This is a genomic window from Paracoccus seriniphilus, from assembly GCF_028553745.1.
In the GTDB taxonomy this organism is placed as follows: domain Bacteria; phylum Pseudomonadota; class Alphaproteobacteria; order Rhodobacterales; family Rhodobacteraceae; genus Paracoccus; species Paracoccus seriniphilus.
In genome coordinates this window covers 925,009-945,116 of the sequence record NZ_CP067129.1, presented here as the reverse complement: position 1 = coordinate 945,116, position 20,108 = coordinate 925,009, and the positions used below count along the sequence as shown (strand labels likewise).

Below are 20,108 nucleotides of genomic sequence, written 5' to 3'. Positions count from 1 at the left end.
TTTCATGGCTTGGCGCAAAGCCTGCGCGCGTTTTACAAGTGATCGTCAGCACTTGTAACGAAGGCAACGACATGAAGATCATCGTTCTGGGCGGAGACGGATTCTGCGGTTGGCCCACCGCCTTGCATCTTTCGGCGCGCGGCCATGACGTTATCATCGTGGACAACCTGTCGCGCAGGAAGATCGATGTCGAACTGGAGGTCGACAGCCTGACCCCGATCCGCCCGCTTGGCGAACGCATCCGCGCCTGGCGGGAACTGACCGGCCGCGAAATTCGCGTCGAGAATTTCACCATCGGTCAGCATTACCATCGGCTGCTGACGTTGCTTCAGCAGGAACGGCCCGATGCCGTGATCCATTTTGCCGAACAGCGCGCCGCGCCCTATTCGATGAAATCCAGCTGGCACAAGCGATATACGGTCAGCAACAATCTCAACGCCACGAATGACGTTCTGGCGGCCATCGTCGAAAGCGGCCAGGACATCCATCTGGTGCATCTGGGCACCATGGGCGTCTATGGCTATGGCACCGCCGGCATGAAAATTCCCGAAGGCTATCTGCAGGTCACGGTCGACACGTCCAACGGCCCCTGCCAGCAGGAAATCCTGTATCCGGCCAATCCCGGCAGCATCTATCATATGACCAAGACGCAGGATCAGCTGTTCTTCTTCTATTACAACAAGAATGACGGCGTGCGGATCACCGACCTGCATCAGGGCATCGTCTGGGGCACCCAGACCGAGGAGACCCGGATGGATGACCGCCTGATCAACCGCTTCGACTATGACGGCGATTATGGCACGGTGCTGAACCGCTTTCTGATGCAGGCCGCGGTGAACTATCCGCTGACCGTGCATGGCACGGGCGGACAGACGCGGGCCTTCATCCACATCCAGGACACCTGCCGCTGCATCGAACTGGCCGTGACGCACCCGCCCGCACCGGGGGACCGGGTGAACATCCTGAACCAGATGACCGAAACCCATCGCGTCCGCGACTTGGCGCAGATGATCGCCGGGCAGACCGGCGTCCGGATCGCCTATCAGGAAAACCCCCGCAACGAGGCCGACGAAAACGAACTGCATGTCGCCAATGACCGCTTTCTGGGACTGGGACTGGACCCCATCAAGCTGCAGGACGGTCTGCTGACCGAGGTGCAGGAAATCGCGCGCAAATTCGCCGACCGCTGCAACCGTGACAAGATCCCCTGCGCGTCACAATGGCGTCGCCACGCCTGACCGGAACGCCTTTGACCGGTCCGCAGTCGGGCCGGTCCTGCAATCACCTGATTTTCGCCCAGGTCTGGCTCTTGCAGATCAATCCGCCAGCCACGCATCCCGACAGCTGCATCCGGTCGCCAGAAACCCTGGCCTTGCCCCTGTAGATCTTGTCATTCGAAGGGCGCAGGACCTTGCCCTGATAGCTGCCATCTCCGTTGGGGACCATGTCGATGACGATCTGACGGCCGATATTGGGCGATTCATACTCGGACTTGCCTTTGAAGGTCCGGGTGATCACGCCGCAATAGGCGTTGCCGCAGGGACCGATGTCGACATGGGCAAAGGCGCCCTCGTCGGGTTGCGTCTGCCAGAGCCCCTCGATCGGGTCGGCATTGGCTGTCGTCGCGCCGATCAGGAACGCGGCGGCAATGACAAGTCGTTTCATGATCCCTCCTCCTCAGGATGCTCTGGCAACAGCCTGCTGCGCGAAGGGCCGCCGTGGCAAGCCTGACGTGAGGTCGCACCCTTTCCCTTTGCGCCCCGAACTGGCAAAGGAAAGACAACCCCACGATCAAGAGACTGAACATGATCCTTTATCCGGCAATCGACCTCAAGGATGGCAACTGCGTCAGGCTGCTGCGCGGCGACATGGAGGCGGCGACAGTCTTTGGCACCGACCCCGCAGCACAGGCCCGTGCGTTTCAGGATGCCGGCGCACAATGGCTGCATCTGGTGGATCTGAACGGCGCCTTTGAGGGCAAGCCGGTCAACGCCGGGGCGGTCGAGGCCATCCTTTCCGCCATCGACATCCCCGCGCAGCTGGGCGGTGGCATCCGTGACATCGCCACCATCGAAAGCTGGCTGGAGCGCGGGCTGACACGGGTGATCCTTGGCACGGTGGCGGTGGAAAACCCTGCCCTCGTTCATGAGGCCGCCGCCGCATTCCCCGGCCGTATCGCCGTCGGTATCGATGCTCGTGGCGGACGCGTTGCAACGCGCGGCTGGGCGACCGAGACCGATGTGAATGCCACCGATCTGGCGCGGCGTTTCGAAGATGCCGGTGTCGCGGCGATCATCTATACCGATATCGACCGCGACGGAGCCATGCAGGGCCCCAATATCGCCGCGACCGAGGCGTTGGCACGCGCCGTCAGCATTCCGGTTGTCGCCTCTGGCGGCGTGTCCTCGATGGAGGATCTGCGGGCGCTGGCCGCAACCCGCGCCATTGCCGGGGCGATTTCGGGCCGTGCGCTGTATGACGGGGCGATCGACCTCTCCGAAGCGCTGAAGTCGCTGAACTGACAGGATGACGCGGGGCGTCCTGCCCGCGCCCCGCAAAGCGGGAAAGAGAACGATCCCCGTCCCCCATCGAGAGGGCCGGAGATCGTCGGGGGCGCTGCCCCCTTTCCAGACCTCGCAAGCCGCGCTAGGAACATGCCATGTTGAAAACCCGGATCATTCCCTGCCTTGATGTCGCGGATGGCCGCGTCGTCAAAGGCGTCAATTTCGTCGATCTGGTCGATGCCGGCGACCCCGTCGAGATCGCCCGCGCCTATGATGCAGCCGGAGCGGATGAAATCTGCTTCCTGGACATCCATGCCACCCATGAAAACCGTGGCACCATGTTCGATCTGGTCACGCGCACGGCGGAACAATGCTTCGTGCCATTGACCGTGGGCGGAGGCGTGCGCAGTCACGAAGATGTGCGCGCGCTGCTGCTGGCGGGCGCCGACAAGGTCAGCTTCAATTCCGCGGCAGTCGCCAATCCCGATGTCGTGGCCGCCGCAGCCGACCGTTTCGGCAGCCAGTGCATCGTGGTCGCCATCGACGCCAAGACCACCGCGCCCGGAAAATGGGAAATCTTCACCCATGGCGGGCGCAAGCCCACCGGCATTGACGCGATCGAATTCGCCCGCACGGTCGAGGCCAGGGGCGCCGGTGAAATCCTGCTGACCAGCATGGATCGCGACGGCACCCGCAATGGCTTCAACCTGCCCCTGAACCGCGCCGTAGCCGATGCGGTCGGCATTCCGGTCATTGCCTCGGGCGGGGTGGGCACGCTGGACCATCTGGTCGAAGGCGTCACCGAAGGCCATGCCAGCGCGGTTCTGGCGGCCTCCATCTTCCATTTTGGCACCTATACGATCGCCGAAGCCAAGGCCCATATGGCCCGCGCAGGCATCCCCATGAGGCTGACATGACCCAGGCATTGACGCGGCTGGCCGCGACCATAGAGGCGCGCAAGACCGCCGATCCCGACGGCAGCTGGACAGCCCGCCTGCTGGCCAAGGGCCCCGAAAAATGTGCCGAAAAATTCGGTGAGGAGGCGGTCGAAGCGATCATCGAGGCCGTCAAGGGCGACCGCGCGCGGCTGACCTCGGAGGCGGCGGACGTGATGTTCCACCTGCTGGTCATGCTGGCGGCGCGTGACGTCACCCTGCAGGACGTCGCGGATGAACTGGAACGGCGCGAAGGTGTTTCCGGCATCGCCGAAAAAGCCGCGCGCGGCTGAACATCACGATCGCGTCACTCAATCGGAAGCAGCAAGGCAAGAGGGCAAAGACACGCTCTTGCCCATGTGTTTCTCATGGTTTAGGGCAAATTCCTTCCCCTTGTTGGTCTTCCAAGGCTATAAGCGGCATAATTTCCGCACCATCTTTGACAAGCGCGGCATCAGAACACGGCAGAGGACGGCATGAGCAACGAATCCAATAACGGCAAGCACCACGAAGGCGACGTGGCCTTCATCAAGTCACTGGCCGAGTTGTTGAACGCAAGCGAGCTGAATGACATTTCGGTAAAACGTGAATATGGAGAGCACGACCGGCTGACGGTCAGCCTGTCCAAACAGGGCAAGCAGGTCACGGTCACGCAGCCGGCCTATGCCCCGGCCGCTCCGGCAAGCGCCCCGGCACCCGCCGCCGCCCCTGCCCCGGCTGCCCCGGCTGCGGCGGCCAGCGCCCATGAAGATCCCGCCAGCCTGCCCGGCGCGGTCACCTCGCCCATGGTCGGCACGGTCTATCTGTCGCCCGAGCCCGGTGCCGCAGCCTTTGTTCAGGTCGGTCAGGCGGTATCTGAAGGTGAAACCCTGCTGATCGTCGAGGCCATGAAGACCATGAACCATATTCCGGCCCCGAAATCGGGCACCGTGAAGCGGATCCTGGTCGATGACGGCACCCCGGTCGAATTCGGCGCCCCGCTGATGATTGTCGAGTGAGGCAGGTATGTTCGACAAGATCCTGATCGCCAATCGCGGCGAAATCGCACTGCGCGTGATTCGCGCCTGTCGCGAAATGGGCATCGCCTCGGTTGCGGTCCATTCCACGGCAGACGCGGATGCGATGCACGTGCGGATGGCCGATGAATCGGTCTGCATCGGTCCGCCCCCCTCGGGCAGCAGCTATCTGTCGATGCCCGCCATCATCTCGGCCTGCGAGATCACCGGTGCGCAAGCCATCCACCCCGGCTATGGCTTCCTGTCGGAAAATGCAGGCTTCGTGCAGATGCTGGAAGATCACGGCATCACCTTCATCGGCCCCTCGGCCGAACATATCCGCATCATGGGCGACAAGATCACCGCCAAGGACACGATGAAGGCCCTGGGCGTTCCCTGTGTTCCCGGCAGTGACGGCGGCGTCGATGATGTCGAATCGGCCAAGCAGGTCGCCGCGCAGATCGGCTATCCGGTCATCATCAAGGCGACTGCGGGCGGCGGCGGACGCGGCATGAAGGTCGCGCTTGACGAGGACGGGCTGGAAAGCGCCTTCAGAACCGCGCGGGCCGAGGCCAAGGCCGCCTTCGGCAACCCGGATGTCTATCTGGAAAAATACCTGCAGCGCCCCCGGCATATCGAGATCCAGGTGTTTGGCGACGGCAAGGGCCGCGCGGTGCATCTGGGCGAACGTGACTGTTCCCTGCAGCGCCGCCACCAGAAGGTTCTGGAGGAAGCTCCCGGCCCGGTCATCACGCCAGAGCAGCGTGCCCATATCGGCAAGGTCTGTGCCGATGCCGTGGCCAAGATCGGCTACTCCGGGGCCGGCACGATCGAATTCCTGTTCGAGGATGGAGAGTTCTATTTCATCGAAATGAACACCCGTCTTCAGGTCGAGCATCCGGTGACCGAAGCGATTTTCGGTGTCGATCTGGTTCGTCAGCAGATCCGTGTCGCCGCCGGCGAAGAGATGGAGTTCCAGCAAGAGGATCTGTCCATTCGCGGCCATGCCATCGAGGTGCGGATCAATGCCGAGAAGGTGCCGACATTCAGCCCCTGCCCCGGAAAGATCACCCAGTATCACGCGCCGGGCGGCCTGGGCGTGCGTATCGATTCGGCTCTGTATCAGGGTTATTCGATCCCGCCCTATTACGACAGCCTCATCGGCAAGCTGATCGTGCATGGGCGCGACCGTGAAGAGGCGCTGGCGCGCCTGTCACGCGCCCTGGGCGAGTTGATCGTGGATGGTGTGGATACCACGGCCCCGCTGTTCAGCGCGCTGTTGGACGAACCGGACATCCAGACAGGGAACTATTCGATCCATTGGCTGGAACGCTGGCTCGATCAGACCTTCAGCTAGGCCGCCCGCCATGCTGACCGCTGCGCAACTTCTGTCTGGCTATGCGCGTGGGGTCTTTCCCATGGCTCAGAGCGCCGCGGATCCGCAGCTCTACTGGTTCGACCCGCCGATGCGAGGGGTTCTTCCCGTCGGCGGTGTCCATGCCTCTCGGTCGCTGCTGCGCGAATTGCGCCGTGGCGGCTGGTCTGCCCGACTTGATGATGATTTCGACGCCACTGTGGCGGCCTGCGCCAATCGCGACGAGACATGGATCAACGCCCCCCTGAAACGGCTGTATCGCGAGCTGCATGAGGCGGGTCACGCCCATGCGCTGGATGTTCGCCAGAATGGCGAATTTGCCGGCGGAATCTTTGGTGTCACGCTTGGCGGGGCATTTTTTGGCGAATCGATGGTTTCGGCGCGGCGCAACGGGTCCAAGATGGCGCTGTTGTGGATTTCCAGTCACCTCGCCCGCTGCGGCTTTACGCTGTTTGACACCCAGTTCCTGACGCCCCATCTGGCGCGGATGGGCGGGATCGAAATCACCCGCACACAATATCATCGCAGGCTGAAGGCGGCATTGGCGCGTCGCGCGGATTGTACAGCCCATGATCTGCCTGACGACCGTCAGCTCTGGCAGGAAATCACCCAGATATCATAGCGGGCATCGTCCAGCGCCGACAAGGCTGGCGAGCTGGCAATCATCCAGCCGCTGAACAGGGTCACATTCTGGGACAGATCGGTGATCGTCAGCTGCGCATAAGCATCCGAACTGGGGTTTCCCGCGGGATATCGGCATTCGCCCAGGCGGACCTGCAGCCGGCCAAGGCGCGCCTCCTCGCCGACCTTCAGCGGAAGGTCGGTGGTGCGGCCCGAAACCTTGTCAAGGCCGCGCAGCAGGGCCCCCGGCGCGCGTGCCACATCCTGCGCGGCGGCCGGCAAGGCCAGGATCAAGGCAACTGCAAGCGAACGAATCATTCCATGCCCCTGTCAGATGACTGACTGTCGACAAATTTCATCATCAGCTGAATCAGGCTGACCGCACCCTGCACGTCTTCGATCTCGTCACCGGGGGCCAGATTGACCATGCTGCCCCCGGGCTGGATCTGGATATAGGCGCCGCCCAGCAGGCCATCGGACTGAATGATCGCCGCGCTGTCGGCAGGCAGCACCACATCTTCGGGCAATGTCAGCACCGTATCGGCCATATAGGTCTGGCGGTTCAGGCGCACTTCGCTGACATGCCCCAGCGGCACTCCGGCCAGACGCACCTCGGTGCCGACCTCGATGCCGTCCACATCGGGAAATGAAGCCGTCAGAGTGTAGCCGTTGTCCGCGAAAGGATCACCACCTACCGCCCAGGCCAGAAAGCCACCGGCAACGGCAAGAACGGCGGCACCGGCAATCAGCTCGGCGCGTTGCTCTGCCCGATGCTCGGCAGCAACAGACATTTATTCCGGCTGCCACGCATCATAATCACGCCGCGCCACAGGCTCGGCACGATACAGAGATCCATCGGGATGATAGGCCGCCGGGGTCCCGGTCATGTTGGGCACATGCGGCGCTTCCCAGGGCTTGTGCGCCAGCGGAACCTCGGTCGGGGGCTCGTTCCAGGTATGGTGCAACCAGCCATGCCATTCGGGACTGACCCGGCTGGCCTCTGATTCACCTTTATAGATCACCCAGCGACGCGAACCGTCCTTGTTCTGGTAGAACACATTCCCGTCGGAATCCTCTCCGACCTTGATGCCGTTCCTCCAGGTCCAGAACTGCGTGTTGATTGTCTGGCTGTTCCACCAGGTCAGGGCGCGAAGCAGAAACGACATGAACGCCAACCTCTTCATTCAGCTTTGTCCGAGATATGGCGCAAAGCGCCGCGAAGGTCCAGCCTTTGCAGGCCGGGTCTGGACATATCCGGGGCGCATTCGGGGCCCGGACATGAAAACGGGGGCAAAAAGCCCCCGCTTCGTTCCACATGGGACAGGCATCAGCCCGCCGATGCGCTTTCCTTTTTCTGATCGGCGTGGATCAGCAGGGGCTTGACCTGCGCATTCACCACCGCGTCCTCGTTGACGACCACTTCCTCGACGCTTTCCATGCCGGGCAGATCGAACATGGTGTCCAGAAGGATGTCTTCCATGATCGAGCGCAGCCCGCGCGCGCCTGTCTTGCGCTCGATCGCCCGTTTGGCGATGGCGCTCAGCGCGTCGTCGGTAAAGGTCAGCTGAACGTTCTCCAGATCGAACAGGCGCTGATACTGCTTGACCAGGGCATTCTTGGGCTTGGTCAGGATGATGATCAGCGCTTCTTCGTCCAGATCGGTCAGGGTCGCGATCACCGGCAGACGGCCTACGAATTCCGGGATCAGACCGAACTTCAGCAGATCCTCGGGCTCGAGTTCCTTGAACAATTCGCCCACGCCACGATCGTCCTGTTCCTTGACCGTTGCGCCAAAGCCCATGGCCGTGCCCTTGTTGCGCTGCGAGATGATCCGCTCCAGCCCGGCAAAGGCACCGCCACAGATGAACAGGATGTTGGTCGTGTCCACCTGCAGGAATTCCTGCTGGGGATGTTTGCGACCGCCCTGCGGAGGCACGCTGGCCACGGTGCCCTCCATGATCTTCAGCAGCGCCTGCTGCACCCCTTCGCCCGACACGTCGCGGGTGATCGAAGGATTGTCCGACTTGCGGGTGATCTTGTCGACTTCATCGATATAGACAATGCCGCGTTGGGCGCGTTCAACGTTGTATTCGCTGGCCTGCAGCAGCTTCAGAATGATGTTCTCGACATCTTCCCCGACATAGCCGGCCTCGGTCAGCGTCGTCGCATCGGCCATCGTGAAGGGCACGTCCAGAATCCGCGCAAGGGTCTGGGCCAACAAGGTCTTGCCGCAACCGGTCGGGCCGATCAGCAGGATGTTGGACTTGGCCAGTTCGATGTCCGATTTGGACCCATGGTTCAGCCGTTTGTAGTGATTGTGCACGGCCACCGACAAGACACGCTTGGCGTGTTCCTGCCCGATCACGTAATCATCCAGAACGCCGCAGATCTCTTTGGGCGTCGGAACCCCCTCGCCCGACTTCAGTCCGGTCGATTTGGTTTCCTCGCGGATAATGTCCATGCACAGTTCGACGCATTCGTCGCAAATGAACACGGTCGGTCCCGCAATCAACTTGCGGACTTCATGCTGGCTCTTGCCGCAGAAGCTGCAGTAGAGCGTGTTCTTGCTGTCACCGCCGGACTGGTTCGCCATCGTCCACTTCCTTACTTGCCACCATTCTTTCGGGAATGGCGGGCGCCACGGGGATCGTCCCGCGCCGCCTCTTGATCATGTCAGCACGGCCAGACGGCCTGTGCTGAACGTTTCATACCATGTTAAGGATGACCCGCGCGGGTCACAATCCCCAACCGGCCTATTTCTTTTCGGGCTCGGCCTTGCCACGAGGTTCGACAACCTCGTCGATCAGGCCCCATTCCTTTGCCTCGACCGGCGACATGAAGCGATCCCGCTCCAGCGCCTCTTCGACCTCTTCCAGAGATTTCCCGGTATGGGCCACGTAGATTTCGTTCAGGCGCCGCTTCAGCTTCTCGGTTTCCCGCGCATGGATCAGGATATCGGTCGCCTGCCCCTGATAGCCGCCCGAGGGCTGGTGCACCATGACGCGGCTGTTGGGCAGCGAGTAGCGCAGCCCCGGCTCACCCGCTGCCAGCAGCAGCGACCCCATCGAGGCCGCCTGCCCGACCACCAGCGTCGAAACGCGCGGCCGGATGTATTGCATGGTGTCATAGATCGACAGCCCCGAGGTCACGACACCGCCCGGGCTGTTGATATACATGCTGATATCCTTGTTGGGATTTTCAGCCTCGAGAAACAGCAACTGCGCGCAGATCAGCGTGGACATGCCGTCATGGACGGGTCCCGACACGAAAATGATCCGCTCCTTGAGCAGGCGCGAGAAGATGTCATAGGCCCGTTCACCCCGAGAGGTCTGTTCGACCACCATGGGAACGAGGGTGTTCATGTAGAATTCTGCCGGATCGCTCATCTTCTGTCCTTGCCTGTGTTTTCCCTGTCCCCGCGATTCGTCCGGGCTTGAAACCCTGTCTTAGCCGCGAAACCTTGACAGAGTCTTAGTAACCGGCAAGGTCCGCCGCAAGGGATGGAACGAAATTCGGCTGATCCCGATCCGATGACGTAACGCAGGAGACGGCGATGAAACTGATTGTGGGGCTGGGAAATCCGGGGTCGAAATACGCCGGGAACCGGCACAATATCGGCTTCATGGCGCTGGACCGCATCGCCTCGGATGCCGGACTTGGTCCGTGGAAATCACGGTTTCAGGGCCATTTGATCGAAGGCAGGCTGGGAAATGCGCGTGTCGCGCTGCTGAAACCGCAAACCTTCATGAACCTTTCGGGACAATCCGTGGGCGAGGCGATGCGCTATCTGAAGCTGGATCCCGCCGATGTGATCGTGCTACATGACGAGCTGGACCTCGCACCGGGAAAATGCCGGTACAAGATGGGCGGTGGCCATGCCGGACATAACGGCCTGCGCTCGATTCACCAACATATCGGTGCAGATTACGGGCGCGTGCGTCTGGGGATCGGGCATCCGGGGCACAAGGACAGGGTGGCATCCTATGTGCTGGCAGATTTCGCCAAGGCCGATCAGGACTGGCTGGACGATCTGCTGCGCGGCATTTCGGACGGTGCCGCACATCTGGCCGAGGGTGATACCGGACGCTTTCAGAACGCCGTGGCTGCCCGTGTCGCCCCGCCACGCAGTGGTGGCGGTTCCGCCGGCAAGCGCCTGCCCCCCGAGCCGAAGAAGCCCGCCAAGGCAAGCCAGCCAACACCGGCCGCCCCCGCTGAACCAGCATCCTTCACGGACCGGCTGCGCGCCCTGACGGATCGTTTCAAATGAGCGCCCGGCGCGTCATTGCGGCCTTTCGCGATCAAGCCAATTCCTGCCGGACACTTGGATCTCCCTTTACGGCGGAACTCTGTGATTATCTGGCCGATGCGCTGGGAAACTGCGAAAACCCTGTCAGCAAGGCGGTCCTGGGCTGGCAGGGCGATCCCTCGTCTGGGGCCGATTCGGTGCCTTTGCGCCTGACAGGCGCGCTGCATGCGCTGGTGCTGACCGGGGCAGATGACGCGCTTGGCCGGATGTATCAGCAGCGGCGGATGGACCGGCAGCTTGTGCTGGATGCCCTGGACCGGCATGGCGATTTCATCCTGAACTGGCTGAACAGCCCGCCCCAGACCAATGAGGTCGCACGCTCGGCGGCGATCATTGCGGCGGCGCGCTTTCTGGCCGGGCAGATCAATCTGCCGATTCGCGCACTGGAACTGGGTGCCTCGGCGGGGCTGAACCTGAATTTCGCCCGCTACAGCCTGTTGGGTGACGACCCCGACGCGGCGCTGCAGCTTGCCCCCGAATGGCAGGGTGAGATTCCCCGCACGCCCTTTCAGGTCGTGACGGCCGAAGGGGTCGATCTGCGTCCCGTCGATCCCCTGCAGGACCGGTTGCGCCTCATGGCCTTTTGCTGGGCAGATCAGGATCAGCGTCTGGCACGGCTGAAAGCGGCACTGGACATGGCCCGGGAACATCGCCCCAGGGTCACTGCCGGAGATGCCGGGCCATGGCTGGAAAATCAGCTTGCGCATCTGGAACAGGGCCATGTGACACTGGTCTATCACACTGTGGCGGCACAATATTTCCCGCGTGACACATTGGCGCGATGCGAAGCGGCCCTGACCCATGCCGCGGAAAGCACCGGACCGGACAGGGTGCTGGCCCATGTTTCGATGGAGCGCGACGGGATTGGCGATGGCGCGGCGCTGACCCTGCGCCTGTGGGACGGACGCCAGCGGGAATGGGCCCTGGGACGCGCGGATTTTCACGGCAGATGGATCAAATGGTGCCCGACCCCGAGCCAGGGGCTTGGCCTGACCGCCCGGCAGGGTTAGCCTTGAGCAAAGGCATGAGGCAAAAACATGGAACCATCCCTGAACGTGCTTGGAGGCCCGCTTGAACCCTGTTCGATGGATCCGCTGACAGGGTTCTATCGGAATGGTTGCTGCGATACCGGACCGCAGGACCGGGGCAGCCATACGGTCTGCGTGATCACCACGGCCGAGTTCCTGGCCATGTCGGCCTATCTGGGCAATGACCTGACCCAGCCCCGCCCCGAGTTCAACTTTCCGGGCCTGAAACCCGGCGATCGCTGGTGTTTGTGCGCCGCGCGCTTCCTGCAGGCCGCACAGGAATATGCCGCGCCCCAGGTCGTGCTGGAGGCAACACATATCGGCGCGCTCTCCGTCGTGCCGCTCGAACTGCTTCAGGCCCATGCGGCGCAATCGCCATTGCCCTGACCTGTGGCGGACCGTTGCCATGACTTTCGCCACGGCAACGATGCCAAAGAAATGGCTCAGGTCTGGATGTCAAAGCCCAGATGCTTGGCGACGGTGAAGATATCCTTGTCGCCGCGACCGCACATATTCATCACGATCAGATGATCGGCCGGCAATTCGGGCGCGATCTTCATGACATGGGCCAGGGCGTGGCTGGGTTCCAGCGCCGGAATGATGCCCTCGGTCGCGCAGCAAAGCTGGAAGGCTTCCAGGGCCTCGCTATCGGTGATGCTGACATATTCCGCACGTCCGATATCATTCAGCCAGGCATGCTCCGGCCCGATCCCCGGATAGTCGAGACCGGCACTGATCGAATGGCCCTCGAGAATCTGCCCCTCTTCGTCCTGCAGAAGATAGGTCCGATTGCCATGCAGGACGCCGGCACGACCGCCCGACAGGCTGGCGCAATGCTCCATCTTGTCATTCACGCCCTTGCCACCGGCCTCGACGCCGATGATGCGGACGGATTCGTCATCAAGAAAGGGGAAGAACAGACCCATGGCGTTGGACCCACCGCCGATGGCCGCGATCAGCGTGTCGGGCAGACGCCCTTCGCGTTCAAGGATCTGTTCCCTGGCTTCCTTGCCGATGATCGACTGGAAATCACGCACCATGGCCGGATAGGGATGGGGCCCGGCAACCGTTCCGATGCAGTAGAATGTGTCGCGCACATTGGTCACCCAGTCGCGCAGGGCGTCATTCATGGCATCCTTCAGCGTGCCCCGCCCCGAGGTCACCGGCACGACTTCGGCGCCCAGCAGGCGCATGCGGAAGACATTGGGAGCCTGCCGTTCGACATCATGAGCTCCCATATAGACCACGCATTTCAGCCCGAAGCGCGCGCAGACGGTGGCCGTGGCCACGCCATGCTGCCCCGCGCCCGTTTCGGCGATGATGCGGGTCTTGCCCATGCGCCGCGCCAGCAGGATCTGGCCCAGTACATTGTTGATCTTATGTGCGCCAGTGTGGTTCAGCTCGTCACGCTTGAGATAGATCTTTGCCCCGCCCAGGTGATCGGTCAGGCGTTCTGCGAAATACATCGGGCTGGGACGGCCGACATAGTGTTTCCACAGGTCGTCCATTTCGGCCCAGAAGGCATCATCGGTCTTGGCGCGTTCATATTCGGCTTCGAGATCGAGAATCAGCGGCATCAGGGTTTCGCTGACGAATCGCCCGCCATAAATGCCAAAGCGGCCCTGATCGTCGGGCCCGTTCTTGAAGCTGTTCACCAGATCATCGGCCATGGTATCTGCTTTCGCGGTTAAGAGGGGTATTTGGGCGAAGAAGAAGCCCGGATGAATTTCTTATAGCCGATATGGCTGGGCGTGAAGCCCAGTCGCTCGTAGAAGCGATGGGCATCCTTGCGCGCCTTGTTTGTCGTGAATTGCAGCAGGCTGCAACCCGCCGCGCTGGCACGGGCCTCGGCATCGGCGAGCAAGGCCTGTCCCAGACCCTGTCCGCGCAGATCGGCCGCGACGCGCACCCCTTCAAGTTCGGCGCGACGCGCGCCCGACAGCGAGAGCCCCGAAATGAAGATGATCTGATAGCAGGCGATGATTCGCTGCGCGACCTCGCCCACGATCAGGTGGTTGTTTCCCTCTTGCTGCATTTGCTCGAATGCGGCGAGATAACGGGAGGGTTGCGCGTTTTCGCGGGCCTTGCCCAGCATGTCGTCGGAAAGCAAGGCGACGACAGTCGAGACATCGCGATGCGTTGCGTGGCGAAACACCGGCCTGTCCGCAGCATGTCGCACGGCTCAGCCTGCCGCCTTGATGAAGTTCCGGATCAGCGTGCCGTCCTTGACGCCCGGCGCGGATTCAACGCCCGAACTGACATCGACGCCGCGAGCACCCGTCAGGCGGATGGCTTCGGCCACATTATCCGGAGTCAGCCCCCCCGCCAGCAGCCAGGGGCGCAGCCACGTCCGGCCCACCAGCAGGCGCCAGTCAAAGGCAAGCCCGTTGCCACCGGGCAAGACCGCATCCCGGGGCGCCTTGGCATCGACCAGCAGCATATCGGCCACCAGCCCGTAATCGGTCAGCGCAGGCAGGTCAGCAGCGTCGGAAATGCCGACCGCCTTCATGACCGGCAATCCGGTTCTTGCCTTGATTTCCGCGACCCGCTCGGGGCTTTCCGAACCATGCAGCTGAATCAGATCCAGCGGGACGATTTCAAGCGTGTCTTGCAGCTGCGCATCATCGGGGTTCACGAAAAGACCGACTTGCGCGACGCCCGGGGGCACGGCCTGTCCAAGACTGCGCGCCCGTTCGGCAGAGACCGCCCGCGGCGATTTCGGGAAGAAGACAAAGCCGACGTAGCGCGCGCCGGCATCGACCGCCGCAGCGACATGTTCGGGCTGGCTGAGCCCGCAGATCTTGACCTGTGCCACGATCGACCTCAGCGCGGCGCGGGGAGATTGGCACCCGTCGCGGGCTTGCTTTCGCCCTTGGCCGGTTTGGGCTGATCCAGAATCGCCAGAACGTCATCGCGCGGAGCGGCGTGGCGGTCACGCAGATGGCCGACCTCGCCTTCGAGGCGCGCGATCTGGGCGCTGCGGCGACGGGCTTCGCGGCGGATGTGAGCTTCGCGCAGATATTCCCAGACGAGCCCCGCCAGCATCCCCAATGCAAAGGCCACGAAAATCACCAGGAAGAGCGGCAGATTGATCGACCATTGCCCGCCCAGATATTGTCCCAGATTCGCCGGAAAGGCGGACAGGGTTACCAGGCCACGGTTGGCAAGCGCCACGGCAACCAGGATGATGGCCAGAAGCACCAGAAACAAGAGTCGAATGAAGCGCATGGGTAATCCTTGAACTTTCGGGCCCGTTCACCAGGGTCGGTCGGGCAGCAACCGGGCATGTTTACGCCGCTCAGGCCTCGCCGTTCAACCGATCACGCAGCAATTTTCCGGTCTTGAAGAAAGGAACATGCTTTTCCTCGACCTCGACGGAGTCACCCGTGCGCGGATTGCGACCGATCCGGGCATCGCGTTTCTTGACGGAAAAGGCGCCAAAGCCGCGCAGTTCGACCCGGTCGCCCCGGGCCATGGCATCAATGATCTCTTCGAAGACAGTATTGACGATCCGTTCGACATCCCGCCGGAACAGATGCGGATTTTCGTCGGCTATCTTCTGAATGAGCTCGGAACGGATCATTCTATCCCCCCAAAATACGCGACAGCGCGCTGAGAACGGCGGGAAGGCTTTTTTCGCACCCCGTCCGCCGGGCAACGCAGGAAACAAAGCTATGGTTCCTTAGCGATGCCAGCTTTGGGCGCGCGGCGCAAGTCGCTTGAACATCGCAAGTCGCGAAACTGGCACAGAAAAAGGCCCGCCCCCGGAGTTTCGGGGACGGGCCAAAGGCATGAATCGCGGTCGCGATCAGTTGTCGCGCTTCAGAGCCGCACCAAGGATATCCCCCAGCGACGCACCCGAATCCGAGCTGCCATACTGGTCGATGGCTTCTTTTTCCTCGGCGATTTCACGTGCCTTGATCGACAGGCCCAGACGGCGGGTCTTGGTGTCGATATTGGTCACGCGCACATCAACCTTGTCACCAACCTGGAAGCGCTCGGGGCGCTGATCCTGACGGTCACGGGCCAGATCCGAGCGGCGGATGAACGACTTGACGCCGTTGTATTCCACCTCGACGCCACCATCTTCGATGGCGGTGACTTCGACGGTCACGATCGAGCCACGCTTCACGCCGTCAACGGCTTCGGCCATATGCTCGTTTTCCAGCGACTTGATCGACAGCGAGATACGCTCTTTCTCGACATCGACGTCCTGGACGACAGCCTTGACGACGTCACCCTTGCGGAAGTCCTGGATGGCGTCTTCGCCACGGGCATCCCAGCTGATGTCCGACAGGTGAACCATGCCGTCGATATCGCCTTCGAGACCAATGAACAGACCGAATTCGGTGATGTTCTTGACTTCGCCTTCGATGACGGTGCCGGACGGATGGGTTTCGGCAAAGACTTCCCACGGGTTGCGCATGGTCTGTTTCAGACCCAGCGACACGCGGCGTTTGGCTTCGTCGATTTCCAGAACCATGACATCGACTTCTTGCGAGGTCGACACGATCTTGCCCGGATGGACGTTCTTCTTGGTCCAGCTCATTTCCGAAACATGGACCAGGCCTTCGACGCCAGCTTCCAGTTCGACGAATGCGCCGTAATCGGTGATGTTGGTCACGCGACCATTGTGAACCGAACCGATCGGGAACTTGTCGGTGACGGTATCCCACGGATCGGCCTGCAGCTGTTTCATGCCCAGGCTGATGCGGTGGCTGTCCTTGTTGATCTTGATGACCTGAACCTTGACGGTTTCGCCGATCGACAGGATTTCCGAGGGATGGTTCACACGGCGCCATGCCATGTCGGTGACATGCAGCAGGCCGTCAACGCCGCCCAGGTCAACGAACGCACCATATTCGGTGATGTTCTTGACCACACCATCGACGGTCTGACCCTCGGTCAGGTTGGCGATGACTTCGGCGCGCTGTTCGGCGCGGCTTTCTTCCAGAATGGCGCGGCGCGACACGACGATATTGCCGCGGCGACGGTCCATTTTCAGAATCTGGAACGGCTGCTTCAGACCCATCAGCGGGCCGGCGTCGCGCACGGGGCGCACATCGACCTGGCTGCCGGGCAGGAAGGCAACAGCGCCACCCAGATCGACGGTAAAGCCACCCTTGACGCGACCGAAGATGGCGCCTTCGACGCGCTCTTCATCTGCATAGGCTTTTTCCAGACGATCCCAGGCTTCTTCGCGGCGGGCCTTTTCACGGCTGATCGACGCTTCGCCACGGGCGTTCTCGACGCGGTCCAGATAGACCTCGACTTCGTCGCCGACGGCCAGTTGGGCGTCTTCACCGGGATTTGCGAATTCTTTCAGATCGACGCGGCCTTCCATCTTGTAGCCGACGTCGATGATGGCCTGGCCTGCCTCGATGGCGATGACCTTGCCTTTTACAACGCTGCCCTCATTGGGCGTGTCGATTTCGAAGCTTTCGTTCAGAAGGGCTTCGAACTCCTCCATGGTCGCTTTAGCGCACATAAATAATCAGTTTCCTTTACGTCTGTTTTCTGGCCTGACGGTTGGCTCCGCCGGTCTGCTTTGGTGCCCATCGGCAACGACAAAGGGTCGCGGCAAATTGCCCGACCCGTTCTGCATGCGGCCTGTTCTGACCATGTCGCCCATGTGACTGCGGTCCGTATAGGGTTTGATGGCGCAAAACTCAACGCAAAATTCATGGTGCGCCGGGCCGCGACGGCCCGATTGGGGCTTGCGCCCTGCCCCGCGCCGGGTGTTATGTTCATTCGGACATAACGGTTTCGAAAGTAATCACATGATGCTGCCCCGCTCTGCCCGCCTTGTCGCCATGCTGCTGTTGACAGCGGCCCTGCCCGCTCCCGGCGTGGCGCAGGCCGATGTCGTGATCTTTGCGGCCGCCTCTCTGAAGAATGCCATGGACGCGGTAGCTGCTGATTTTACAAGGGAAACCGGCACGAAGGTCGTTCTGTCCTATGCAGGCTCGGGGCAACTGGCAAAACAGGTGATTGCCGGGGCACCTGCCGATCTGTTCATTTCGGCCAATGAGGCCTGGATGGATCAGGTTGACCGGGAAGGCTTGCTGCAGGAAAGGCGCGATTTGCTGGGCAACAGCCTTGTGCTGATCGGAAATGACCCCCGGGCAACCCCTGTCGACTTGTACTCCGGGACCGATCTGGCGGCCATGCTGGATGGCGGCAAGCTGGCCATGGCTCTGGTCGATTCCGTGCCTGCCGGCCAATACGGCAAGGCTGCGCTGGAATATCTGGGCCTGTGGGATTCGGTTGCGGCATCGGTCGCGCAGGCCGATAACGTCCGCGCGGCGCTGGCACTGGTATCGACGGGCGAGGCACCGCTGGGGATCACCTATGCCACGGATGCCGAAGCCGATCCCCGCGTCAGCATCCTTGCCACATTTGACGCCGAAACCCATCCCGCCATCACCTATCCGGCCGCGCTGATTTCCACCGATGACGAGGCGCGTGCCTTCTATGATGCATTGTCGGGCGAGGCTGCCACGGCACGATTTGAGCAATTCGGCTTTGACGTGCTGAAATGAGCGCTGCCGACTGGCTGACAGTACAGGAATGGCAGGCCGTGGCCCTTTCGCTGCGCGTGGCCAGTGTTGCCGCCATCGCCAGCCTGCCCTTTGCGCTGCTGACGGCCTATGCGCTGGCGCGCTGGCGATTTCCCGGACATGCCATCCTGAACGGGCTGGTGCATCTGCCGCTGGTCCTGCCGCCAGTCGTGACGGGATATCTGCTGCTGTTGACCTTCGGGCGGCGTGGCACCATCGGGGCCTTTCTGGATCAGTTCGGCATCGTCTTTGCCTTTCGCTGGACCGGCGCCGCACTGGCCGCGGCGATCATGGCCTTTCCGCTGATGGTGCGTGCCATCCGCCTGACCATCGAGGCCGTGGATCCGCGACTGGAACAGGCTGCCGCGACACTTGGGGCCAGCCGGATCTGGGTCTTTCTGACCGTGACCCTGCCGCTGATCCTGCCGGGTATTCTGGCCGGGCTGGTGCTGGCTTTCGCCAAGGCCATGGGCGAATTCGGTGCAACCATTACCTTTGTTTCCAACATTCCCGGCCAGACGCAGACCCTGCCCTCGGCGATCTACAGCTTTCTCCAGGTGCCCGGTGGCGAGGGCGCGGCGGGGCGGCTGGTGCTGATCGCGATTGCCATTGCGCTGTCGGCGGTCTTTCTGTCGGAATGGCTGGCCCGCATGCTGGCCAGCCGGATCTCGGGGGGCTGATGCTGTCTGTTCGCTTTCAACACCAGATCGGGCAATCGCGGATCGATGCAGCCTTTGACGCGCCTGCGGGTGTGACCGCCCTGTTCGGCAAGTCCGGCGCCGGCAAGACAACCATCGTGAAGGCCGTGGCAGGATTGCTGCGCCCGGACAGCGGGCGCATCGCCCTGGATGACAGCGTGTTGTCCGACAGCTCCACAGGCCGCTTCCTGCCCCCGCACCGGCGCGGCATCGGCTATGTCTTTCAGGAGGCGCGGCTGTTTCCGCATCTGAATGTGCGCCAGAACCTGCTCTATGGACGCTGGTTCAGTCGTCGCAAGACCATTGCCTCGCTGCCTCAGGTCACCGAGATGCTGGGTATCGGGCATCTGCTGAACCGCAAACCCGCCGCCCTTTCGGGCGGAGAGCTTCAGCGCGTTGCGTTGGGTCGGGCCATTCTGTCAGATCCGCAGATGCTGCTGCTGGATGAACCCCTCGCCGCGCTGGATGAGGCCCGCAAATCCGAGATCCTGCCCTATCTGGAGCGGTTGCGCGACGATCTGGCGGTGCCGATCCTTTATGTCAGCCATTCCGCTGCGGAAATCGCCCGGCTGGCCACCACCATCGTGCTGGTTGATGCCGGGCGCGTCATTGCATCGGGTCCGGCAGCGGCGATCCTGTCCGATCCGGCCACCACGCCGCTGATGGGCGCGCGTGAGGCCGGAGCTCTGCTGACCGCACGTCTTGGTGCGCAGGATAAGGACGGCTTGACGCGGCTGGACAGCAGGGCGGGGCCGATCTGGCTGCCACATATCGACCGGCCCATCGGGACCGAACTGCGGCTGCGGATCATGGCGCAGGATGTGATGATCGCATTGGAGCGCCCCGTCAATCTCTCGGCGCTGAATGTCCTGCCGGCGACCATCACCGATCTGACCCGGACCGAAGGCGGCATTCAGCTGCGCATGGATGCGGGAGGCGAGGCCCTGCTGGCGCGGATCACCGCGCGCTCTGCACGGGTGCTGGATCTGCATCCGCGGAAACAGGTTCACGCGGTGCTCAAGGCTGTCTCGGTCGCGCCGGGCAGCATTGGCACGACCCCTTCAGCGGTTCAGCCCGCCTGATCGC

25 protein-coding genes are annotated in these 20,108 nt (G+C 62.3%); 13 read left to right on the top strand and 12 right to left on the bottom strand.

Features of this window, described 5'->3' with window-relative positions:
* Positions 1-71: 71 nt before the first annotated feature.
* Positions 72-1,238 carry an NAD-dependent epimerase/dehydratase family protein gene (locus tag JHW44_RS04655; RefSeq protein ID WP_089343190.1) on the top strand — a complete coding sequence of 389 codons (1,167 nt, stop codon included), beginning with the start codon at positions 72-74 and terminating at the stop codon, positions 1,236-1,238.
* A 43-nt stretch (positions 1,239-1,281) separates the two neighbouring features.
* Here JHW44_RS04655 and JHW44_RS04650 read toward each other — a convergent pair whose 3' ends face one another.
* Entirely contained in the window at positions 1,282-1,665 is a 384-nt protein-coding gene (locus JHW44_RS04650) for a DUF2147 domain-containing protein (RefSeq protein ID WP_089343191.1), read from the bottom strand.
* Between the two features lie 140 nt (positions 1,666-1,805).
* Here JHW44_RS04650 and hisA point away from each other — a divergent pair, with 140 nt between their 5' ends.
* The 6 genes from hisA (at position 1,806) to aat (ending at position 6,431) form a co-directional block, all read left to right on the top strand.
* A complete protein-coding gene (hisA, locus tag JHW44_RS04645; RefSeq protein WP_089343192.1) occupies positions 1,806-2,522 on the top strand; it encodes a 1-(5-phosphoribosyl)-5-[(5-phosphoribosylamino)methylideneamino]imidazole-4-carboxamide isomerase in 717 nt (238 codons plus the stop codon).
* 137 nt (positions 2,523-2,659) lie between these two features.
* A complete protein-coding gene (gene hisF, locus JHW44_RS04640; RefSeq protein ID WP_089343193.1) occupies positions 2,660-3,421 on the top strand; it encodes an imidazole glycerol phosphate synthase subunit HisF in 762 nt (253 codons plus the stop codon).
* Positions 3,418-3,732 (top strand): phosphoribosyl-ATP diphosphatase, encoded by a 315-nt coding sequence (locus JHW44_RS04635; RefSeq protein ID WP_089343194.1) that lies wholly within the window; start codon positions 3,418-3,420, stop codon positions 3,730-3,732. The genes hisF and JHW44_RS04635 overlap by 4 nt, the downstream gene beginning before the upstream one ends.
* Positions 3,733-3,915: 183 nt before the next feature.
* Complete coding sequence (accB, locus tag JHW44_RS04630; protein ID WP_089343195.1) at positions 3,916-4,437, top strand: acetyl-CoA carboxylase biotin carboxyl carrier protein; 522 nt, start codon at positions 3,916-3,918, stop codon at positions 4,435-4,437.
* Positions 4,438-4,444: 7 nt separating this feature from the next.
* Positions 4,445-5,791, top strand: coding sequence for an acetyl-CoA carboxylase biotin carboxylase subunit (gene accC / locus JHW44_RS04625; protein ID WP_089343196.1), 1,347 nt, complete (start codon positions 4,445-4,447; stop codon positions 5,789-5,791).
* Positions 5,792-5,801: 10 nt separating this feature from the next.
* On the top strand, positions 5,802-6,431 hold the full coding sequence (aat, locus tag JHW44_RS04620) for a leucyl/phenylalanyl-tRNA--protein transferase (RefSeq protein WP_089343197.1): 630 nt from the start codon (positions 5,802-5,804) through the stop codon (positions 6,429-6,431).
* On the opposite strand, the gene JHW44_RS04615 is transcribed toward aat, so the two are convergent.
* The 5 genes from JHW44_RS04615 to JHW44_RS04595 form a co-directional block, all read right to left on the bottom strand.
* Positions 6,398-6,748 (bottom strand): DUF2155 domain-containing protein, encoded by a 351-nt coding sequence (locus tag JHW44_RS04615; protein WP_089343198.1) that lies wholly within the window; start codon positions 6,746-6,748, stop codon positions 6,398-6,400. The two genes, aat and JHW44_RS04615, sit on opposite strands and share 34 nt — an antisense overlap.
* On the bottom strand, positions 6,745-7,221 hold the full coding sequence (gene mlaD, locus JHW44_RS04610; RefSeq protein WP_089343199.1) for an outer membrane lipid asymmetry maintenance protein MlaD: 477 nt from the start codon (positions 7,219-7,221) through the stop codon (positions 6,745-6,747). The genes JHW44_RS04615 and mlaD overlap by 4 nt, the downstream gene beginning before the upstream one ends.
* Positions 7,222-7,596 carry an NADH:ubiquinone oxidoreductase subunit NDUFA12 gene (locus JHW44_RS04605; protein ID WP_089343200.1) on the bottom strand — a complete coding sequence of 125 codons (375 nt, stop codon included), beginning with the start codon at positions 7,594-7,596 and terminating at the stop codon, positions 7,222-7,224.
* A 161-nt stretch (positions 7,597-7,757) separates the two neighbouring features.
* Positions 7,758-9,023 (bottom strand): ATP-dependent Clp protease ATP-binding subunit ClpX, encoded by a 1,266-nt coding sequence (gene clpX, locus JHW44_RS04600; protein ID WP_089343201.1) that lies wholly within the window; start codon positions 9,021-9,023, stop codon positions 7,758-7,760.
* Positions 9,024-9,183: 160 nt separating this feature from the next.
* Positions 9,184-9,816, bottom strand: a complete 633-nt coding sequence (locus JHW44_RS04595) for an ATP-dependent Clp protease proteolytic subunit (protein ID WP_089343202.1) — start codon at positions 9,814-9,816, stop codon at positions 9,184-9,186.
* 167 nt (positions 9,817-9,983) lie between these two features.
* Here JHW44_RS04595 and pth point away from each other — a divergent pair, with 167 nt between their 5' ends.
* Genes pth through JHW44_RS04580 form a run of 3 tightly spaced genes read left to right on the top strand, consistent with a single transcriptional unit; the run spans position 9,984 to position 12,151 of the window.
* On the top strand, positions 9,984-10,697 hold the full coding sequence (gene pth / locus JHW44_RS04590; RefSeq protein ID WP_089343203.1) for an aminoacyl-tRNA hydrolase: 714 nt from the start codon (positions 9,984-9,986) through the stop codon (positions 10,695-10,697).
* A complete protein-coding gene (locus JHW44_RS04585) occupies positions 10,694-11,746 on the top strand; it encodes a DUF2332 domain-containing protein (RefSeq protein WP_089343204.1) in 1,053 nt (350 codons plus the stop codon). The genes pth and JHW44_RS04585 overlap by 4 nt, the downstream gene beginning before the upstream one ends.
* Positions 11,747-11,773: 27 nt before the next feature.
* Complete coding sequence (locus JHW44_RS04580) at positions 11,774-12,151, top strand: DUF2237 family protein (protein ID WP_089343205.1); 378 nt, start codon at positions 11,774-11,776, stop codon at positions 12,149-12,151.
* 56 nt (positions 12,152-12,207) lie between these two features.
* Here the strand turns inward: JHW44_RS04580 and trpB are convergent, their stop codons facing one another.
* From trpB to rpsA, 6 genes are all read right to left on the bottom strand, one after another.
* Positions 12,208-13,434, bottom strand: a complete 1,227-nt coding sequence (gene trpB / locus JHW44_RS04575) for a tryptophan synthase subunit beta (protein WP_089343206.1) — start codon at positions 13,432-13,434, stop codon at positions 12,208-12,210.
* 17 nt (positions 13,435-13,451) lie between these two features.
* Positions 13,452-13,943 (bottom strand): GNAT family N-acetyltransferase, encoded by a 492-nt coding sequence (locus JHW44_RS04570; RefSeq protein WP_272850300.1) that lies wholly within the window; start codon positions 13,941-13,943, stop codon positions 13,452-13,454.
* A 3-nt stretch (positions 13,944-13,946) separates the two neighbouring features.
* Entirely contained in the window at positions 13,947-14,582 is a 636-nt protein-coding gene (locus JHW44_RS04565) for a phosphoribosylanthranilate isomerase (protein WP_089343207.1), read from the bottom strand.
* 5 nt (positions 14,583-14,587) lie between these two features.
* The gene (locus JHW44_RS04560) at positions 14,588-14,992 is read right to left on the bottom strand and encodes a LapA family protein (protein ID WP_089343208.1); all 405 of its coding nucleotides are present in this window, start codon (positions 14,990-14,992) and stop codon (positions 14,588-14,590) included.
* 70 nt (positions 14,993-15,062) lie between these two features.
* A complete protein-coding gene (ihfB, locus tag JHW44_RS04555) occupies positions 15,063-15,347 on the bottom strand; it encodes an integration host factor subunit beta (RefSeq protein ID WP_089343209.1) in 285 nt (94 codons plus the stop codon).
* Between the two features lie 225 nt (positions 15,348-15,572).
* Positions 15,573-17,252, bottom strand: coding sequence for a 30S ribosomal protein S1 (gene rpsA, locus JHW44_RS04550; RefSeq protein ID WP_089343210.1), 1,680 nt, complete (start codon positions 17,250-17,252; stop codon positions 15,573-15,575).
* Between the two features lie 292 nt (positions 17,253-17,544).
* On the opposite strand from rpsA, the gene modA reads away from it, so the two are divergent.
* From modA to modC, 3 genes are read left to right on the top strand one after another with little or no spacing between them, the layout of a single operon-like run.
* A complete protein-coding gene (gene modA, locus JHW44_RS04545) occupies positions 17,545-18,306 on the top strand; it encodes a molybdate ABC transporter substrate-binding protein (protein ID WP_089343211.1) in 762 nt (253 codons plus the stop codon).
* Positions 18,303-19,004: a molybdate ABC transporter permease subunit gene (gene modB, locus JHW44_RS04540; RefSeq protein ID WP_089343212.1), complete on the top strand. Its 702-nt coding sequence runs from the start codon at positions 18,303-18,305 to the stop codon at positions 19,002-19,004. The genes modA and modB overlap by 4 nt, the downstream gene beginning before the upstream one ends.
* Complete coding sequence (gene modC / locus JHW44_RS04535; RefSeq protein ID WP_089343308.1) at positions 19,001-20,104, top strand: molybdenum ABC transporter ATP-binding protein; 1,104 nt, start codon at positions 19,001-19,003, stop codon at positions 20,102-20,104. Before modB ends, modC begins: the two co-directional genes overlap by 4 nt.
* Positions 20,105-20,108: the final 4 nt, after the last annotated feature.

Bases quoted from the DNA above. Each gene is read 5' to 3' on its own strand.
- JHW44_RS04655 (WP_089343190.1), top strand. From the start codon at position 72: ATGAAGATCATCGTTCTGGGCGGAGACGGATTCTGCGGTTGGCCCACC.
- JHW44_RS04650 (WP_089343191.1), bottom strand. From the start codon at position 1,665: ATGAAACGACTTGTCATTGCCGCCGCGTTCCTGATCGGCGCGACGACA.
- hisA (WP_089343192.1), top strand. From the start codon at position 1,806: ATGATCCTTTATCCGGCAATCGACCTCAAGGATGGCAACTGCGTCAGG.
- hisF (WP_089343193.1), top strand. From the start codon at position 2,660: ATGTTGAAAACCCGGATCATTCCCTGCCTTGATGTCGCGGATGGCCGC.
- JHW44_RS04635 (WP_089343194.1), top strand. From the start codon at position 3,418: ATGACCCAGGCATTGACGCGGCTGGCCGCGACCATAGAGGCGCGCAAG.
- accB (WP_089343195.1), top strand. From the start codon at position 3,916: ATGAGCAACGAATCCAATAACGGCAAGCACCACGAAGGCGACGTGGCC.
- accC (WP_089343196.1), top strand. From the start codon at position 4,445: ATGTTCGACAAGATCCTGATCGCCAATCGCGGCGAAATCGCACTGCGC.
- aat (WP_089343197.1), top strand. From the start codon at position 5,802: ATGCTGACCGCTGCGCAACTTCTGTCTGGCTATGCGCGTGGGGTCTTT.
- JHW44_RS04615 (WP_089343198.1), bottom strand. From the start codon at position 6,748: ATGATTCGTTCGCTTGCAGTTGCCTTGATCCTGGCCTTGCCGGCCGCC.
- mlaD (WP_089343199.1), bottom strand. From the start codon at position 7,221: ATGTCTGTTGCTGCCGAGCATCGGGCAGAGCAACGCGCCGAGCTGATT.
- JHW44_RS04605 (WP_089343200.1), bottom strand. From the start codon at position 7,596: ATGTCGTTTCTGCTTCGCGCCCTGACCTGGTGGAACAGCCAGACAATC.
- clpX (WP_089343201.1), bottom strand. From the start codon at position 9,023: ATGGCGAACCAGTCCGGCGGTGACAGCAAGAACACGCTCTACTGCAGC.
- JHW44_RS04595 (WP_089343202.1), bottom strand. From the start codon at position 9,816: ATGAGCGATCCGGCAGAATTCTACATGAACACCCTCGTTCCCATGGTG.
- pth (WP_089343203.1), top strand. From the start codon at position 9,984: ATGAAACTGATTGTGGGGCTGGGAAATCCGGGGTCGAAATACGCCGGG.
- JHW44_RS04585 (WP_089343204.1), top strand. From the start codon at position 10,694: ATGAGCGCCCGGCGCGTCATTGCGGCCTTTCGCGATCAAGCCAATTCC.
- JHW44_RS04580 (WP_089343205.1), top strand. From the start codon at position 11,774: ATGGAACCATCCCTGAACGTGCTTGGAGGCCCGCTTGAACCCTGTTCG.
- trpB (WP_089343206.1), bottom strand. From the start codon at position 13,434: ATGGCCGATGATCTGGTGAACAGCTTCAAGAACGGGCCCGACGATCAG.
- JHW44_RS04560 (WP_089343208.1), bottom strand. From the start codon at position 14,992: ATGCGCTTCATTCGACTCTTGTTTCTGGTGCTTCTGGCCATCATCCTG.
- ihfB (WP_089343209.1), bottom strand. From the start codon at position 15,347: ATGATCCGTTCCGAGCTCATTCAGAAGATAGCCGACGAAAATCCGCAT.
- rpsA (WP_089343210.1), bottom strand. From the start codon at position 17,252: ATGTGCGCTAAAGCGACCATGGAGGAGTTCGAAGCCCTTCTGAACGAA.
- modA (WP_089343211.1), top strand. From the start codon at position 17,545: ATGATGCTGCCCCGCTCTGCCCGCCTTGTCGCCATGCTGCTGTTGACA.
- modB (WP_089343212.1), top strand. From the start codon at position 18,303: ATGAGCGCTGCCGACTGGCTGACAGTACAGGAATGGCAGGCCGTGGCC.